This window comes from Alphaproteobacteria bacterium HT1-32 (genome assembly GCA_009649675.1).
Classification (GTDB): Bacteria; Pseudomonadota; Alphaproteobacteria; order Rhodospirillales; family HT1-32; genus HT1-32.
This window is the reverse complement of sequence record WJPL01000001.1, coordinates 289241-305737: the sequence shown is the minus strand read 5'-3', so window position 1 is coordinate 305737 and position 16497 is coordinate 289241. Positions and strand designations below refer to the sequence as shown.

General features: G+C 55.7%; 15 protein-coding genes. 12 read left to right on the top strand and 3 right to left on the bottom strand.

What is annotated here, in order from left to right:
• The first annotated feature begins 10 nt into the window (after positions 1 to 10).
• Both GH722_01410 and dmpG read left to right on the top strand, forming a co-directional pair.
• Positions 11 to 961, top strand: a complete 951-nt coding sequence (locus GH722_01410; GenBank protein MRG70413.1) for an acetaldehyde dehydrogenase (acetylating) — start codon at positions 11 to 13, stop codon at positions 959 to 961.
• Positions 958 to 2004, top strand: coding sequence for a 4-hydroxy-2-oxovalerate aldolase (dmpG, locus tag GH722_01405; protein ID MRG70412.1), 1047 nt, complete (start codon positions 958 to 960; stop codon positions 2002 to 2004). The genes GH722_01410 and dmpG overlap by 4 nt, the downstream gene beginning before the upstream one ends.
• A 155-nt stretch (positions 2005 to 2159) precedes the next feature.
• Here the strand turns inward: dmpG and GH722_01400 are convergent, their stop codons facing one another.
• Together GH722_01400 and proC are read right to left on the bottom strand one after the other, a co-directional pair.
• A complete protein-coding gene (locus tag GH722_01400; GenBank protein ID MRG70411.1) occupies positions 2160 to 3047 on the bottom strand; it encodes an FCD domain-containing protein in 888 nt (295 codons plus the stop codon).
• Positions 2926 to 3795 (bottom strand): pyrroline-5-carboxylate reductase, encoded by an 870-nt coding sequence (gene proC / locus GH722_01395; GenBank protein ID MRG70410.1) that lies wholly within the window; start codon positions 3793 to 3795, stop codon positions 2926 to 2928. The genes GH722_01400 and proC overlap by 122 nt, the downstream gene beginning before the upstream one ends.
• A gap of 66 nt (positions 3796 to 3861) precedes the next feature.
• Between proC and GH722_01390 the strand changes: the two genes are divergently transcribed.
• From GH722_01390 to GH722_01360, 7 genes are all read left to right on the top strand, one after another.
• Positions 3862 to 4551: an FCD domain-containing protein gene (locus tag GH722_01390; protein ID MRG70409.1), complete on the top strand. Its 690-nt coding sequence runs from the start codon at positions 3862 to 3864 to the stop codon at positions 4549 to 4551.
• 21 nt (positions 4552 to 4572) lie between these two features.
• A complete protein-coding gene (locus GH722_01385; GenBank protein ID MRG70408.1) occupies positions 4573 to 6267 on the top strand; it encodes a thiamine pyrophosphate-binding protein in 1695 nt (564 codons plus the stop codon).
• Positions 6268 to 6289: 22 nt separating this feature from the next.
• Entirely contained in the window at positions 6290 to 7129 is an 840-nt protein-coding gene (locus tag GH722_01380; protein ID MRG70407.1) for an ectoine hydroxylase EctD, read from the top strand.
• A gap of 55 nt (positions 7130 to 7184) precedes the next feature.
• Positions 7185 to 8183 (top strand): C4-dicarboxylate ABC transporter substrate-binding protein, encoded by a 999-nt coding sequence (locus tag GH722_01375; protein ID MRG70406.1) that lies wholly within the window; start codon positions 7185 to 7187, stop codon positions 8181 to 8183.
• A 122-nt stretch (positions 8184 to 8305) separates the two neighbouring features.
• Positions 8306 to 9778 (top strand): succinate-semialdehyde dehydrogenase, encoded by a 1473-nt coding sequence (locus GH722_01370; protein MRG70405.1) that lies wholly within the window; start codon positions 8306 to 8308, stop codon positions 9776 to 9778.
• Positions 9775 to 10368, top strand: coding sequence for a TRAP transporter small permease subunit (locus GH722_01365; GenBank protein MRG70404.1), 594 nt, complete (start codon positions 9775 to 9777; stop codon positions 10366 to 10368). The genes GH722_01370 and GH722_01365 overlap by 4 nt, the downstream gene beginning before the upstream one ends.
• The gene (locus GH722_01360; protein MRG70403.1) at positions 10368 to 11678 is read left to right on the top strand and encodes a TRAP transporter large permease subunit; all 1311 of its coding nucleotides are present in this window, start codon (positions 10368 to 10370) and stop codon (positions 11676 to 11678) included. The genes GH722_01365 and GH722_01360 overlap by 1 nt, the downstream gene beginning before the upstream one ends.
• 892 nt (positions 11679 to 12570) lie before the next feature.
• Here GH722_01360 and GH722_01355 read toward each other — a convergent pair.
• On the bottom strand, positions 12571 to 13167 hold the full coding sequence (locus tag GH722_01355; protein ID MRG70402.1) for a TetR family transcriptional regulator: 597 nt from the start codon (positions 13165 to 13167) through the stop codon (positions 12571 to 12573).
• Between the two features lie 136 nt (positions 13168 to 13303).
• On the opposite strand from GH722_01355, the gene GH722_01350 reads away from it, so the two are divergent.
• The 3 genes from GH722_01350 (at position 13304) to GH722_01340 (ending at position 16380) form a co-directional block, all read left to right on the top strand.
• On the top strand, positions 13304 to 13807 hold the full coding sequence (locus GH722_01350; GenBank protein MRG70401.1) for a DUF417 family protein: 504 nt from the start codon (positions 13304 to 13306) through the stop codon (positions 13805 to 13807).
• Between the two features lie 149 nt (positions 13808 to 13956).
• The gene (locus GH722_01345) at positions 13957 to 15414 is read left to right on the top strand and encodes a dihydrolipoyl dehydrogenase (GenBank protein ID MRG70400.1); all 1458 of its coding nucleotides are present in this window, start codon (positions 13957 to 13959) and stop codon (positions 15412 to 15414) included.
• A gap of 21 nt (positions 15415 to 15435) precedes the next feature.
• Complete coding sequence (locus GH722_01340; protein ID MRG70399.1) at positions 15436 to 16380, top strand: YeeE/YedE family protein; 945 nt, start codon at positions 15436 to 15438, stop codon at positions 16378 to 16380.
• Positions 16381 to 16497 lie beyond the last annotated feature (117 nt).

The window sequence follows — 16497 nt, the reverse complement described above, 5'->3', positions numbered from 1 at the left end:
AGAAACAGTCATGACCCGTCAGAAAGTGGATTGTGCGATCATCGGGTCGGGAAACATCGGGACTGACCTGATGCTGAAGGTCAGACAGCTCTCAGACATTCTGAAGGTTACGGCGCTGGTGGGTATTGATGCGTCTTCGTCCGGACTGGAGACAGCCAGGAATATGGGAATCGGGGTCAGTTCTACTGGTCTTCAGGGACTGCTCGATATGCCGGAGTTTGCCACCATCCGGATAGTTTTCGATGCGACATCCGCAGGCGCACATTCAGATCATGACACGATTTTACAACGTCATGGCAAACAGGTGATTGACCTGACACCGGCTGCAATCGGTCCTTATGTCATTCCCGAGGTCAATCTTGCGGAGCATCTGGAGGCTCCGAATGTGAACATGGTGACATGCGGCGGACAGGCAACAATCCCGATCATTGCGGCGGTCAACCGGGTTTCGCCTGTGGCCTGGGGTGAGATTGTCGCCTCCATTTCCTCACGGTCAGCCGGTCCGGGCACGCGGGCCAATATTGATGAATTCACGGAGACCACATCGCGGGCGATTGAGGTGGTTGGTGGTGCCCGGCGGGGCAAGGCAATTATCATTCTTAATCCGGCAGAACCTCCCGTCGTCATGCGCGATACCGTCTTTTGTCTCTGTGCGGATGCGGACCCGGAGGCGATCCGGAAATCTGTCAACGATATGGTACGGGCTGTGCAGCAATATGTACCGGGCTACAGGCTCAAGCAGGAGGTTCAGATCGAACGGATCGGAGATAATAACCCTATGCAGATTCCAGATGATGACAAACCGTTCAGCGGACTGAAGGTCACCGCATTTCTGGAGGTCGAGGGAGCCGGGCATTATCTGCCAGCTTATGCTGGAAATCTCGACATCATGACCTCGGCAGCCCTTAAAACCGGCGAGAAGATAGCTGAACTTCGCGGCTGGACGGGAGATGCCTCATGAGTGCGGGTGAAAAGATCGATCTGTATATTCAGGATGTTACCCTGAGGGACGGCATGCATGCCATTCGCCACCAGTATGATCTGGGCCAGGTTCGGGCGATCGCCGAGGCACTGGATGAGGCTGGTGTCGATGCGATCGAGATTGCGCATGGTGACGGGCTGAACGGCTCAAGTCTGAATTACGGATTTGGCCGATATACGGATTTACGCTGGATTGAAGCTGCCGCCACGGTTTGCAGGCGGGCAAAGCTCACCACCTTGCTGATCCCGGGTATCGGGACGATGGAAGACCTTCAACGGGCCTTTGACCTTGGGGTGACATCGGTGCGGATTGCCACGCATTCAACAGAAGCCGACATCGCAGCCCAGCATATCGCCTTTGCCCGGGAGATCGGGATGGATGTGTCCGGTTTCCTGATGATGTCTCATATGACCGAGCCTGCGGAACTTGCCCGACAAGCCGCGCTGATGGAGGAGTACGGTGCACATTGCGTTTATGTCACTGATTCCGGCGGGGCGTTGACAATGCCGGGAGTCCGGGAACGGTTCGAAGCTTATGATGCGGTCCTTGATGCGAAGACCCAGCGCGGCATTCACGCCCATGACAATCTGTCTCTCGGGGTCGCCAACTCGGTTGTGGCGGTGGAAAGCGGCGCCCGTCGAGTTGACTGTTCGCTGGCCGGACAGGGAGCCGGAGCAGGAAATTGCATGCTGGAAGCCTTTGTCGCTGTTGCCAACCGCTATGGGTGGAACCACCGCTGTGATCTCTTCAAGCTGCAGGATGCGGCAGAAGATCTAGTTCGTCCTATTCAGGATCGACCGGTCCGCGTTGATCGCGAAACCCTGACCCTAGGATATTCCGGCGTTTACAGCTCTTTTCTGCGCCATGCAGAAAAAGCAGCAAACGAACATGGAATTGATGTCCGCGAGATACTGGTCGAACTGGGGCGCCGCCGGATGGTTGGCGGACAGGAAGACATGATTGTTGACGTGGCTCTGGATCTTGTCCGGCAGAAATCACAAACAGAATCCCTGACAGGCTAACTGTCAGGATGCTTATTTGCGTCAGTATGTCCGGAATTTAGAATCGTAATATTTGACCAACCACGGTGGATGCAGAGTTGGGGGTGAGGGGAGACCCAGAGGAGGTTATGAAACGTCATGAGACTATCTGGCCCCATCAGCCTTCTGCTTAAAAATCAGTCCTGCGTATCCAGTTCCTGACCGCGCAGGTATATCCGGGCGAGCCCTTCCTTGATGACTTCCAGTGCCTTGTCGCGACTCATGGCAATATGATCCTTCAGTGCCTTGGCACCGGAGTCTGCATCCCGCGCTTCAAGAGCATTCAGTATATCAATATGTTCGTCATACAGAGGGCCATGTCGGGTCCGGTTTTCAAGGTCTATGACACGACAGAACCGGATGCGCTCTGCAATCTGGCGAATTGAATGCAGAAGCTGTTTGTTATTTGAAAGGGCGGCCAGACGTTCGTGAAAATCTTCATCGTTGGTTGTGATTTCACTTATTGTCATGCCTTCGTAGGATTCCCCGAGATTTCGCCAGTGCTTGCGAAGAGAAGCGATTTCCTCGTCCGTTGCCCGGTCAACGGCATAGCGGAAAGCGGCAATCTCGAGTGCCAGACGAACTTCGAACAATTCGACAATCTCGGTAACGTTCAGGTCCCGTGCCGAATAGCCTTTGTTCGGTATGAATTTCAGAAGACCTTCGACAGCAAGCCGGTTAAGGGCCTCGCGTATAGGAGTCCTGCTGACGCCAAACTGTTCAGAGAGTTGCTTCTCGTTGATGTTCTGGCCGGGGGGAAATCCATAACTAATAGCGAGCTGCTTGATGGCTGCATAGGCACGCTCGGCACCGCTGCTTGCTGCTGGTTTCTTGTTCTGAGTTTTCGTCATCTTCGCCATGTATCTGTATATATAGCAGTCACAGGGGATGGCCAATGCAAGGTCATTCGATCTCTGAAGCGATTTCCTGAGCGCGCCGGAAAGCGGCCTGGGTGGCCTTGGTGAGGAGGGGTTCAAGGCCCGTTTCAGACATGAGCACAGCCAGAGCTGCCGCCGTTGTGCCATTCGGACTGGTCACGTCATTCCGGTGATCTGTCGGGGACCGGTCAGATTCCATCAGGATGCTGGTTGCGCCGATCAGTGTCTGTTTCGCGATCTCATTCGCCTCTTCCGCCGACATTCCCAGCTTCTGCGCTGCCTGACTCAAAGCTTCAACGAAATGAAATATGTAGGCCGGCCCGCTGCCGCTGATTGCAGTGAGGGTGTCGACGGCTTCATCGTCTGCAAGCCAGAACAGTTTCCCTAGCGGGGTCAGCAATAACTCGATTTCAGTCCGTAATGTATCTGGAAAGGATCGTGAGCAGACCGCGCCAATGACTCCCTGTCCGGTCATCACCGGCATATTCGGCATTGCCCGGATACAATGAGCCGGTCCGGGTCGTATCGACATAAGTGCCGCATGTGAAATACCTGCAGCCAGCGAAATCAGTGTTTCAGCCTTGCTGATGAAACCAGCGTTGTCTGCGAGGACATTCAAGGCAATGTCTGGTTTTACGGCGCAGATCACATGACGGGGAAACCAGCCGTCCCCGATCAGCGAATCAACAGACCTGACGACACGGATTCCCTCGTCCTCCAGTTGGCTTTGTAGCGCTGACATCGGGTCGGCGACGACAATCTCTGCAGATTTATTTTTTGCCTGATTAAGCCCGGCAGCAAATGCGGCACCCATTTTTCCGCCGCCAAAAATCAATATTCTCATATGGTTAAGTCCTCTTTCGTTGTCTGGTTTCTCGCGAATTTGAAAATTCATATCAGCATATTGACGAGAATATAAAAATGTATACAATTAAATATATCAATTAGGATATTTAAAAGAATGCAACCCAGAAAGCCTTCTTTAAAAGAATCGGTCGCGGATCGTGCCTACCGGGAAATCCGGGAGCTGGCGATGATGTACAAGCTGCGTCCCGGAGCGTCGCTCAACGAGGTAGAGCTGGCGCATCGACTGAATGTCAGCCGGACGCCGTTACGCGAAGCGCTTAACCGGCTCGCCAGTGAGGGCTTCTTCACGTTTGAGGCCCGGCGGGGCTTTCGAAGCCGGTCGTTCGAAGTGAGAGAACTGGTTGATCTGTATGAGTTACGAAGCGAGCTCGAGGTTTTTGCAACGAAGCTGGCCATTCAGCGTGCCAGTGACGACCGGATCAGTGAGCTCGAGGCGTTCTGCCGGAACGAGGGGGCCAAACGATTTGGCGCTGACATGATGGCGCAGCTTGATGTCGACGAACTGTTTCATGAGCGACTCGCAGCTTTATCCGATAACGGTGAGGTCGTCCGCATGCTCAAAAACATAAATGGTCGGATTCGTTTTGCCCGCTGGGTCGATATGGATGGACGTCTGAGGCAAACCGACAGCGAGCATCTGCAAATAATCGAGTCCGTTCGACAACGCGATGAGGGGCGCTGCCAGCAACTTGTCGCTGGCCATATATCCCGTCGCGTAGACCAGATCCGCGAAGTCATCAAAGAAGGCTTCGCGCGGATATTCATTGAAGAAATTCAAGCCTGATAACGAGGAGAAATAAGGCTGATGACGAAGAAAATTACCGGGGGTGAAGCAGTTGTCCGTATGCTTGAAGCTCACGATGTTGAACATCTGTTCGGACTATGTGGCGACACAAGCCTGCCATTCTATGATGCGATGGCTCGAAACAATCGTGGTATCAGGCATGTTCTGTGCCGGGATGAGCGTTCTGCCGGATACATGGCCGACGCCTATGCCCGTGTCACAGGAAAGGTTGGTGTTTGTGAAGGGCCGAGCGGCGGCGGTGCAACCTATATCCTGCCCGGCCTTGTAGAGGCAGGGGAGTCGTCGATTCCCGTTCTCGGAATTACGACGGACGTTGCTGTCAATTCCCGGAACCGTTTCACGCTCACTGAACTTGACCAGAAGTCGCTTTTCCGGCCGCTGACCAAATGGAATGACGTCATCAACCGGTCGGTTGACGTGCCCCGCACCTTTCGGAAAGCGTTTGTCGAGATGACGACAGGTAATCCGGGTTCCGCGCATATCGGGCTGCCATATGATGTTCAGACCGGAGAGGTTGAAGAATCAGACGTCTGGGCTGATCCGTCCCTTGGTCATTATCCGTCACGTCGTGTCGCGGCTGATCCTGAATCGATTGATGCTGCCGCCAGGGTTCTGTGCCGTGCGGAGCGCCCCGTTGTGGTTTGCGGTGGTGGCGTTGTCATCTCCGGCGCTGAGGCCGAACTGGTCGGTCTGGCTGAACTTCTGGGGATGCCGATCGCCACAACGATCAGTGGTCAGGGGGCAGTCTCTGACAATCATCCGCTCGCGGTCGGGGTTGTAGGCAGCAACGGCGGCACGCCGCAAACCCGGTCAATTGTGGGATCGGCTGATGTTGTGCTGTTCATCGGCTGCCGTGCGGGATCCGTTACGACCGAACGTTGGCGCTTTCCGAATGCCAGCGCAAAGATTGTTCATCTTGATGTCGACCCGACGGTTATCGGGGCTAACTATCGTACCGAGGCTGCCCTTGTTGGCGACGCCCGGCTGTCGCTCGCACAGTTGCGGACGGCTGTTGCGGGTCTTCCGCGTGCTGTGAGTGACTTCAAGTCTGTTGAGGAAGAAATCCGTTCCGCGAAATCCTCCAAGGCACAAGATTTCCAGCAGTTGGCGATGTCAGAGGATCTTCCGATCAAGCCGGAACGTTTTGTCTCCGAATTGTCGGAAGTTCTGCCCAGGGACAGCGTTGTTGTCGCTGATCCGGGAACGCCATGTCCTTACCTCTCCGCTTTCCTGCCGGTGACGTCTACCGGTCGGAATTTCATCACCAACCGGGCTCACGGTGCCCTCGGCTATTCACTTTCGGCCGTTGTCGGTGCCCATCTCGGGCGGCCGCAGGCAAAGAGTGTCGCTGTCATGGGGGACGGGAGTTTCGGTTTCACGATTGGTGAAATGGAGACGGTGGTCCGGCTTAACCTGCCGATCACCTTCATTGTGATTTCAAACAGTGTCTATGGCTGGATCAAGGCCGGACAGAAGTCCGGTTTTGACGAGCGGTATTTCTCTGTCGATTTCAGTACGACCGACCACGCGAAGATCGCGGAGGCCTACGGTGTGCGGGCATGGACGGTTACAGACCCGGCACAGATGAAAAAGGCTCTGGGTGAGGCGATGGCGCACGATGGGCCGTCACTTGTCGATATCGTGTCGCAGCCGCTGCATGAAGCTAATGCGCCTGTAAGCGAATGGGTCGCTTGAGGCCGAGAACAGGAGGAAAAAAATGCGCTTAACTGATGAACAGGTCCGCCAGTATGACGAAGACGGTTATGTCGTTCTTCATGGCATTCTCACACCAGCGGAAGTTCGCTTGCTACAGGCTGAGGCCGAGATATTGCGGACGGATCAGCGCGGGCATCCAGATGCCAACGTTTACGAAAAAGATGGCGTATCCCTGCGGGCTGCATGGTGTGTCGAAATGGATTCCGAAGCCTGTCGCCTGGCAATGAGTATGCAGAGAATTTTTGGTCCGGTGCGCCAGTTGATGGGAGAGAAAGCATATCTCTACCAGTCGCGGCTGAACTACAAGGTTGCGGGTCGCGGCGATGTCTTCCAGTGGCATCAGGACTATGGCAGCTGGGTCGAGGATGGTGTGCCAAGTGGAGCGCATCGGCAAATGCTCAGCGTTCTGGTGATGCTGGATGATACGGAACATGAAAGTGGCCCGCTCCGGATTATTCCGGGCTCTCACAAAGCCGGACTGATCCGGTCGAAGTACGATACCGAAACGACGAGTTATGCGCTTCACGTGGTGCCGGATGAGGAAGTTGACCGGCTCTCGAAAGAGGGTGGCATGGTCGAGTGTACCGGGAAGGCCGGTACGGTGATGATCTTCGGCAGTCTGCTGGTTCATGGATCACAGCAGAACATATCGAAGAATGACCGGCGCAATCTGTATTTCGCCTACAATGTCGATGACAATCTGCCAGACCCGAATTACCCGCGTCGCAAGCATGCCTGTCCCTACATCATGAGCCCGGAGACAGGGCCTCTTGAGTTCAGCAGCGACGTTGATCTGCTTCAGATAGCAAATCGAAAGAGGCTCACGGCAGCCCCCGCGTAATGGGCTGTTCAGGCGAAGAGCTTGAAAAACAAACAGAAAACTTCAGGAGGCTGAAATGACGCACGTTAAATCGAATATGCTTATGGCTTGTTTGCTCACATTCGGAGCTTCGATTGCCAGTACCGCATCCGCCGAGGTCAAGCTTGACCTTGCGAACGAATACAGCGCGACATCACTTGTGGGGCAGGCGGATACATTTTTCGTCGAGGCCGTGAAACGGCATTCGAATGGCGAGATCGTCGTGACGCCGCATTTTGGCGGCGCGCTTGGGTTCAAATCGAAAGATCATTTCGATGCTGTCGGTGATGGCGCGGTGCCGATTGCCGGAACCTATACAGGTGTTTTCAGTGGCATTGATCCGGTATTCGCACTGTCAGCCATGCCGTTTCAGGCCCCTAGCCTTGACGATGCTGTTGCAATGTTTGAAGTCGCTAAACCCTATTATGAGAAGGTGTTCGCGAAGCATAATCAGAAGCTTCTTTATGCCTCGCCCTATACGCCAACAGGTATCTGGGCATCGAAAGCAATCAAGAATGATGCGGACCTGAAAAATCTCAAGATCCGGACCTACGATGCGGCGGGTCTGGGAACACTGAAGGCTATCGGCGCCGCTCCGATCCAGCTCAGCTGGGCAGATGTTGTCCCTCAGCTCAGCACAGGCGGAATTGATGCGGTACTGACGTCAGACGAAAGCGGAATCAACGGCAAGTTCTGGGAACATCTGACCCATTTCAATGCTGTTCCCTACAGCGTTGCCATCAACATGACGCATATGAATCTCGACACCTACAATGGCCTGACAGATGAACAGCGTGCAGCGCTCGACAAGGCTGTGGCGGAAACCCAGGCTGAAAACTGGCGTCGTGTTGCGGCGCGGATCGAGCGCAACGCAAAGGTGCTAAAGGACAACAAGGTTGTTGTTGTTGCGGCCCCTGAAGCGTTGATCTCAAAACTCCAGACTGCCGCAGAAGCAGTGCTGAATGATTGGGTCGAGGTGATGGGTGACGACGGCAAGGCGATCATGAAAGCGTATCGCGAACGGTCCTCGAACTAACTCCCGGTCTGCCCTTCCCCCCGGGGCAGACACTCAACCGGGGGCGGTTCGGCATGATGCCACAAATCGGAACCGCCCCCATTCTCTCTCAGATGCCGACAAGACGGAGCTAGACCCAAACCATGAATGACATCTCAAATCCATCCCCCAAAGCCACGGTATATGATTCGGCTTACATCAATGGCAACTGGGTGAAGGCCGCAAGCGGTGCGACATATCCGGTCAGCAATCCGGCCTCCGGCGAAATGCTGGCCAGGGTGCCGGACATGAATGCAGAGGATACCCGTGAGGCGATCAGGGCAGCACATGCTGCACAGCCGGGATGGCGCTCGATGACGGCTAAAGAGCGATCCGCCATTCTGAAGCGGTGGCACAGGCTTGTGGTCGATCATGTTGATCATCTGGCCGAGATCATGACAGCCGAGCAGGGAAAACCCCTCGCCGAGGCGAAGGGTGAGGTCATGTTTGGTGCAAGCTACATCGAATGGTATGCGGAAGAAGCCAAACGTGTTTATGGCGACATCATACCGGAATATGCGCCCGACAGGCGTATTCTTGTTCAGAAACAGCCGATCGGCGTTGTTTTCGCGGTGACACCCTGGAACTTCCCGTCAGCGATGATCCCACGCAAATGTGCGCCTGCGCTTGCCGCCGGCTGTACGGTGGTTCTCAAGCCTGCGGAGGCAACGCCCTTATCCGGACTGGCTCTGGTTAAGCTGGCAGAGGAAGCCGGGTTTCCTGCTGGTGTCTTCAACGTTATCACCACAAACACTCCTTCGCTCGTTGGTGATGAAGCGACGGCAAATCCACTGGTTTCAAAAGTATCTTTCACGGGATCGACGGCGGTCGGCAAACTGCTGATGAAACGTTGCGCCGATACGGTGAAAAAGGTGACGCTGGAACTGGGAGGGCATGCGCCCTTCATCGTTTTCAACGACGCCGATATCGATGCCGCTGTTGACGGTGCCATTGCCTCAAAATTCCGCACGGCCGGACAAACCTGTGTTTGTGCCAATCGCTTTCTTGTTGAAGATGGCGTGTACGAGGTTTTTGTTGAGAAATTCACTGCGGCGGCCAGAAAGCTTAACGTTGGTAACGGTTTTCAGCCAGGCGTTGACCTGGGGCCGCTCATCAATGAGAAGGCTATTGAAAAGGTTCAGCGGCATGTCGACGATGCGGTTACCAAGGGGGCCCGGTTGCTCTGTGGCGGAGAGCGACAGACGTCGTCCGGAACCTTTTATCCTCCGACCGTATTGTCAAATGTCACTGATGACATGATCGTGACGCAGGAAGAGACATTTGGGCCGGTTGCTCCAGTCATGAAGTTTTCCGGCGAAGCTGATGCAATCCGCATTGCAAACGACACACGCTATGGTCTGGCTGCTTATGTTTATTCCAGAGACATTGGCCGGGTATGGCGTGTCGCAGATGCGCTGGAAGCGGGTTCGGTTGGCGTCAATACCGGGGTAATGTCGACAGAAGTCGCCCCGGCTGGCGGCATGAAGGAGTCGGGCATCGGACGTGAAGGCTCCATGTATGGGATCGATGACTTTCTGGAACTGAAGTATATCTGTATGGCTGGATTGGAAAAATGACCCTTCGTCCCTTCCGGAATCTGGCGATCAGGCTCGACAGGGCTGCGACTGTATTGGCAACTGCCGGTGGCGTCATCGCGGCTTGTGCACTGGTTCTGATGACGGCGCATGTGGTCATAGAAGTGGTTTTGCGCGGTGCTTTTTCGACATCGACATTCGCCCTCGACGAGTATGTGGGATACGGAACGGCTGCCATGACATTCCTGGGGGCGGGGTATGCGTTACAGGAAGGAGCCTTGATCCGCGTCAATATTCTCCTCGGCAGGCTTGATCCGAATAGCCGCAGCCGTCGGGTTCTGGAGGTATTCGCCGTGGTCATGACCATTGCGGTGATGGCACTGTTGAACTGGTATTTTCTGGTCAGCGTTCTGAGAAATTTCAGTCGCGGGACAGTGAGCGAGACAGTCGCTGCAACCCCGCTCTGGATTCCGGAGGCTGCGGTAACCGCGGGTATCACCATCCTCCTTCTCCGACTGAGCGCCTATCTGCTGGTGGTTGCTACCGGCGGGCCTGTTATCGAAGACGGGGAGGGGGATGAGGCTGGTGACGACGTTAATCGCGGGGCGCTTTCGATGGGGAATCAGAACTGATGGACCCTCTCCTCGCCTCCTTCATCGTTTTGTGTCTGCTCGTTTTCTATCTCGGGCTGGGTGTCTGGATTTTCTCCGGGCTGATGCTTCTCAGTGTCTCGGCTCTGATCATCGTGCTGGATTTCCCGATCGACCGTATCGGGGCTATCGCCAAGGGGATTGTCTGGCGAAGCTCAAGCGCGTGGGAGCTTGCTGCGATACCGATGTTCATCCTGATGGGGGAATTGATTTTCCGGACGGATATTTCGGAACGCCTGTTCAAGGGACTCGCTCCGCTTGTTGAGGGCATACCCGGCAGGTTGCTGCATACAAATGTTCTCGGCTGCACAGTGTTTGCTGCGGTCAGCGGGTCCAGCACGGCGACCACTGCGACAGTGGGAAAGATGACCTGCAAGGCACTTGCTGAACGAAACTATGACCGCAACCTGACTGTCGGCTCGCTGGCCGGAGCCGGCAGCCTCGGGCTGTTGATCCCCCCTTCGATCCTGATGATCATTTATGGCGTGCTCGCTGAGGTTTCGATTTCGAAACTGTTCATTGCCGGTATCGTGCCCGGGCTTACAATTGCCGGATTATATTCCCTCTATATAGCTGTGCTGTGCCTGTGGAATAAGGACAAGGCACCGCCGGAACAGCCAGAGCAGGGTGAATGGCGGAAACTCCGGGCAATTGGTTATCTGTTTCCGGTCGTCATTCTCATCGTGACCGTTCTTGGCGGGATATATTCCGGGCTGGTGACGCCCTCTGAAGCTGCGGCGATAGGCGTCACGGCAACCGTGATAATGACGATCATTCTCGGTCAGTTTTCATTCCGGATGTTTGGCACGGCGATCATGAGTGCTGTGAAATCTTCCTGCATGATCTGCCTGATCCTGTCCGCAGCGGCTCTGCTATCATCGACGATGGGGTTCATGCATGTACCGGTCGAGATAGCCAAAGCGATTTCGGCTCTTGATCTGGGGCCCTATCTGCTGATCTTTCTTCTGGGGATCTTTTACGTTGTGCTGGGCCTGTTTCTGGATGGCATCTCGATAACCGTCATGACCCTGCCCATTACGCTTCCGCTTATTCAGCAGGCGGGCTTTGACCCGATCTGGTTTGGTGTGTTTCTGGTCATCATGGTCGAAATGGGTCTCATCACACCGCCACTCGGCTTTAACCTGTTTGTTCTGCAAGGCATTACAGGTGAGTCGCTCAACACAGTGGCGCGTGCTGCTGCCCCGTTCTTTCTGTTGATGGCGCTGGCTGCCGTCGGCCTCACCATTTTCCCGCAAATGGCGCTATGGTTACCACAAGTGCTCGGCGGGTAGGTCCACAGGTATTGTCGGATTAAACTAATCTGACAGCTTAATCACGTGTGTTTTCGCCACTGTGAATCCTGCCCTGTTTGGTCAACGCGAAGTAATCTGCGGTTTAGTGCCTAAACCCAACGAGGGGTAGGAGGTTGCGGGCGGCGCAATCGCTTTACTCTTATAATGCTGTTCCGGCATCTGGGTGCTAACTGAGACTGGTTCGAATTGGTCTGAGAGCACCGCCACCGACACCTGTCTCCCTGTGCCAGTTCCGAACGGCTGTGAATTCCCGCGAGAATTCAGTGGCTTGCGCATACGCGTTTTCCCTTGAGACGCACCGTCGCGGGCGATTCCCGCCAATGGCATTGTCAGATTAAACAAATTTGATAGGGTCATCTCGTGTGTTTTCGTTGCTGTAAGTCCGCCCTGTTTGGTGACCGCCAAGCAACCTGCCATTTAATGCCTAAACCAGCGAGGTTTAGGAGATGGAAGGTGGCGCATAGCTTTACTCTGACAATGCCCACACCACGGCTCTTGCCGAATGGCGTTAGCTTTGTGCAGCATAAGCTCCGGTGTTTGGCTGCTAACTGAGACTGGTTCGAATTCGTCTGAGAGCACCGCCACCACGTCCCTTCACTCTGCGAACGGGGTCAGAACATTCTCCGGATAAAATGTAGCGTCAGCCGTTTCATAGAAACGGCGAGAGCGATTGTAGTTCGAGCTTGCTCCCTGCCTCTCTGACTCCGACGCCAGTCTCCCTGTGTCAGTTCAACCCGGAGCGGCATCTCTGCAACCGGCCGGAATTCAATCGGAATTCAAGTTGAATCGCACTGCCGTGCATGGCCGGGTGGTGTCAGCTTCGTTCAGTGCGGGTCCTGGTATCTGGCGGCGAAAGGGAGCTGGTTCGATTTTACCTGACTGGGGCTCCGAGTGTGTCCATGACGGCGTTTCTGGCGAGTGAGAGCGTGTCAGCGGTCATACCCGATCGTGCCATCACACGGAGGCCGGAATAGACCGTCAGGACAAGTTGAGACCGGGTGGTAACCGTCACAATTGGCATATCGGGAAAGGCTTCGGACAAGGAATCAGCGATGGCACGGTACATCTTGTCGTAGGCTTGGCGCACTAGTGCGGCCGTATCGTCGTCCAGCGATGCACGGTCTGCAGAGGCGTTGCACAGGAAGCAACCGCGCCTGTCCGTGTGATCGCGTACAGCCTTGATCGGTTCGGAGAGGAAGGCATCGATCCGTTCCAGTGGAGCCATGTCCGGGGACCGCAGGCTCGACACCGCCGCCTCAACCATTCGGTTCTCATAATGTGCAAGAGCTTTGAGATACATCGATTGCTTGTTACCGAATGCGGCATACAGGCTTGCTTTGCCCAGCCCGGTAGTTGCGATGATGTCACTCAGGCCCGTTGCTTCGTAGCCGTGTTCCCAGAACAGTTGCATGATCTGCGACATTGTTTTGTCCGGATCGAATTTTCTCGGACGTCCTGCTTGCTGCATGTGAAACCTCCTTCAGAAATCTGTGATAAAATAATTATTGACCAATCGGTATTTAATTCGTAAGAATGGGTTATCAACGCTAATCATGAACAATTTGGCTTAAATATAGACCGTTTGGTCAACAAAGGAAACAGACATGACATATGCTACAGACACATCAGCTTCCGCCACGAATATCCACGACCTGGGTGACATCGTCACAAATGTTGGTACCCACGCAATCCGTTTCACCAGTGCGGTCGTTCTAGGCTGGATTGGCGCGATGAAATTCACTGCCTATGAAGCAGGCGCGATTGAAGGGCTGGTTGCGTCCAGTCCCCTGACGAGCTGGCTCTACAGCGTATTCAGTGTGCAGGGTGCGTCGAACCTGATCGGATCGGCGGAGATCGCGATTGCGCTGTTGCTTGTAATTGGTGTGAAATTCCCCAGGGTGTCGCTCCTGGGGTCACTGGGGGCCTCGGCAACCTTCTTTGTTACGGCAAGTTTCCTGTTCACCGCTCCTGTCACCGAACCGAGCCTCGGCGGCTTCCCCGCCCTGTCCGTTGTGCCGGGTCAGTTCCTGCTGAAAGACATCGTGCTTCTGGCGGCGGTGGTCTTCCTGTCGGGCGATGCCCTGCGACGCATCGCACGCAACAGCTGATCCCTTTGGCCCCTGCCGTCCTGGCGGGGGCTTCCGTCCTGTCACACCGAAGGCCTGCCATGCGGCCTTGATGTCGCGGGCAATCTGGACGCACTGCTGCGTGTCAGACAAACAGCGTGAGGCTGGCAAACTATCAAAGGAATGAAACGATGAACGATTATGATGCAGATGTTGCCATTCTGGGCGCAGGAACAGCAGGTCTGGCAGCTTATCGCGAGGCTGTGAAACAGACCGACAGGGTCGCCCTGATCGATGGCGGTCCGCTGGGTACGACCTGTGCCCGTGTGGGGTGTATGCCCTCCAAACTGCTCATTGCTGCTGCCGATGCGGCACATGAGGCACGTCACACCGGCCGGTTTGGCGTTTCGGCGGGGCCTGTTACCATAGATGGCGTTGCTGTGATGAACCGTGTCCGCGGCGAGCGGGACCGTTTCGCAGGTTTCGTCAAGGAGATGGTGGACGATTTCCCCGATCGTCATCTCATTCGCCAGAATGCGCGTTTTATCAATGACACCACGCTGGAGCTTGGGGATGGCACGCAACTGACGGCTCGTACGGTCATCGTTGCCACCGGGTCGCGTCCCGCCGTGCCACCGCCTTTCGAAGTGGCTGGCGACCGGCTAATCATCAACGATGATGTGTTTGACTGGCTGGACCTGCCGCGTTCTGTCGCCGTCTTTGGCGCGGGTGTGATCGGGCTGGAACTGGGCCAGGCGCTGTCCCGGCTGGGGGTTCGGGTGCATCTGTTCGGGTTGGGCAATTCCGTTGGGCCACTGAGCGATCCCGATCTGGTGAGTTATGCCAGAAAAACATTTGGCGACGAGTTTACGACGCATTTCGATGCCGACACCAAGATCACGCGGGAAGGAGACGAAATTGTTGTGCGCTGGACCGATCGCAACGATGCGTCGGATACCGGAGTAGAACGGTTCGACTATCTGCTCGCCGCGACAGGGCGCAGGCCGAACCTCGACCGCATCGGGCTTGAGAATACTTCGCTGGCGCTGGACGATCGCGGTACACCGGATATAGATCACCAGTCCATGCAGGCGAAAACCAAAGCCGGTGAGGCGTCCTCGATCTTCGTGGCCGGTGATTCCGCTGTCGATCTGCCTTTGCTGCATGAGGCTGCCGACGAGGGCCGCATTGCCGGTGAAAACGCTGCGCGCTATCCGCAGGTCTACCGCCGCCTGCGTCGTACTGGGCTGGGTGTCGTGTTCTCTGACCCGCAGATTGCCATTGCGGGACGCGGATACAAGGATCTGATACAGACAAAGACTGACTTTGCCTGTGGCGAGGTGTCGTTCGAGGATCAGGGCCGTGCGCGTGTGATCGGCAAAAACAAGGGTCTGTTGCGCGTTTACGGCGACCGGGCGACAGGTATGTTGCTGGGGGCGGAAATGATCGGCCCTGCAGCTGAACATATCGGGCATCTGCTGGCCTGGAGCATAGAAAGCAGGCTGACTGTATCCGAGATACTGCAACGTCCGTTCTATCACCCGGTGCTTGAAGAAGGGTTGCGCACTGCCTTGCGCAATCTGGCTGCGGCGCTCGAACTTGGCCCGAACCCGCCGCTGCGCTGCATTGACTGCGGACCGGGGGGCTGATCCGGATACGGGAGCCTTATCATGCTGCTGACCGTATTTCTTCTGATGCTGGCGTTTCTTGTCGGTTATGCGATCCGGCGTGGCAGCATTTGCGCCGTAGTGGCAACGCGGGCATTGATCGTCGACCGCCGCACCGCCCGCTTTCGGGCCTTCGGTGTTGCGGCGGCGGGAGCGGGGGTCGTCATCATTCCGCTGCACTGGCTGTTTCCAGACAGTGCGACCCTGTCCGCCGGCTATCCCGTCACGCTCCAGGTTCTTCTGGCCGGGGCCGTCTTTGGTATCGGTGCGCGGATCAACGACGCCTGCGCGCTCGGCACGCTGGCGCACCTGACCGGCGGGAACCTCGTGTACGGTGCGACAATCATCGGCATGGTGATGGGGGCAACTGCGGTAGGGTTGTTCGGGAGCGCGAGCGATGTCACCACGCTGTTTGCCTCACCGCTGGAGATACCCAGCGCCGGTGCCATGACTTTTGTTGCGGCTCTTGTCATTACCCTGACCATCACCCTTTACTGCCGCGGGCTGCGCAGTCTGCGTAATCCTTCGTCCCTGCGTATGGGACCATATCAGGCGATGCTCATCGTCGGTATTTGCGGCGGATTGCTTTATACACTGGCAGGCAACTGGACTTATATGAGCGTCCTGTCCCACCGTGCCGCCCGTCTTGTTGATCCTAATCTCGATACCGAAAACTGGTCGGTTCTATTATGTGCGGCAACGGTCGTCTTCGGCGGCTTGACGGCCGCATGGCGCTACCGTGACTTCGATCTGCGTCATCCGCACTTCAAGGGTGCCCTGCGATGTTTTTCGGGAGGAACAATGATGGGTGCGTCCGCTGCCATTATACCGGGAGGCAACGGCATGCTGCTCATTCATGGCCTTCCGTCACTGGCCCCCCACGCCATCGCTGCATACTTTGCGATGACAGCTGTTTTATGTCTGTCGTTTGTGATCCGGCGCCTGTAACCAGGGGCAACCTGTTTCAGGCGGCATAGACAAGTTAAGATTGTTCGACCTTGCTTAAGTATAACCTGGTCTGGAAAGTCTTCGACCTTCGGAGGAAACCGTTTAAGCTCTGTTGCT

Excerpts from the sequence above, each read along its gene's own strand:
- GH722_01365 (MRG70404.1), top strand. The coding sequence starts at position 9,775 with ATGACCCTTCGTCCCTTCCGGAATCTGGCGATCAGGCTCGACAGGGCT.
- GH722_01400 (MRG70411.1), bottom strand. The coding sequence starts at position 3,047 with ATGGCACAACGGCGGCAGCTCTGGCTGTGCTCATGTCTGAAACGGGCC.
- GH722_01360 (MRG70403.1), top strand. The coding sequence starts at position 10,368 with ATGGACCCTCTCCTCGCCTCCTTCATCGTTTTGTGTCTGCTCGTTTTC.
- GH722_01370 (MRG70405.1), top strand. The coding sequence starts at position 8,306 with ATGAATGACATCTCAAATCCATCCCCCAAAGCCACGGTATATGATTCG.
- GH722_01350 (MRG70401.1), top strand. The coding sequence starts at position 13,304 with ATGACATATGCTACAGACACATCAGCTTCCGCCACGAATATCCACGAC.
- GH722_01385 (MRG70408.1), top strand. The coding sequence starts at position 4,573 with ATGACGAAGAAAATTACCGGGGGTGAAGCAGTTGTCCGTATGCTTGAA.
- GH722_01340 (MRG70399.1), top strand. The coding sequence starts at position 15,436 with ATGCTGCTGACCGTATTTCTTCTGATGCTGGCGTTTCTTGTCGGTTAT.
- GH722_01380 (MRG70407.1), top strand. The coding sequence starts at position 6,290 with ATGCGCTTAACTGATGAACAGGTCCGCCAGTATGACGAAGACGGTTAT.
- GH722_01375 (MRG70406.1), top strand. The coding sequence starts at position 7,185 with ATGACGCACGTTAAATCGAATATGCTTATGGCTTGTTTGCTCACATTC.
- GH722_01390 (MRG70409.1), top strand. The coding sequence starts at position 3,862 with ATGCAACCCAGAAAGCCTTCTTTAAAAGAATCGGTCGCGGATCGTGCC.
- dmpG (MRG70412.1), top strand. The coding sequence starts at position 958 with ATGAGTGCGGGTGAAAAGATCGATCTGTATATTCAGGATGTTACCCTG.
- GH722_01410 (MRG70413.1), top strand. The coding sequence starts at position 11 with ATGACCCGTCAGAAAGTGGATTGTGCGATCATCGGGTCGGGAAACATC.
- GH722_01345 (MRG70400.1), top strand. The coding sequence starts at position 13,957 with ATGAACGATTATGATGCAGATGTTGCCATTCTGGGCGCAGGAACAGCA.
- GH722_01355 (MRG70402.1), bottom strand. The coding sequence starts at position 13,167 with ATGCAGCAAGCAGGACGTCCGAGAAAATTCGATCCGGACAAAACAATG.
- proC (MRG70410.1), bottom strand. The coding sequence starts at position 3,795 with ATGAATTTTCAAATTCGCGAGAAACCAGACAACGAAAGAGGACTTAAC.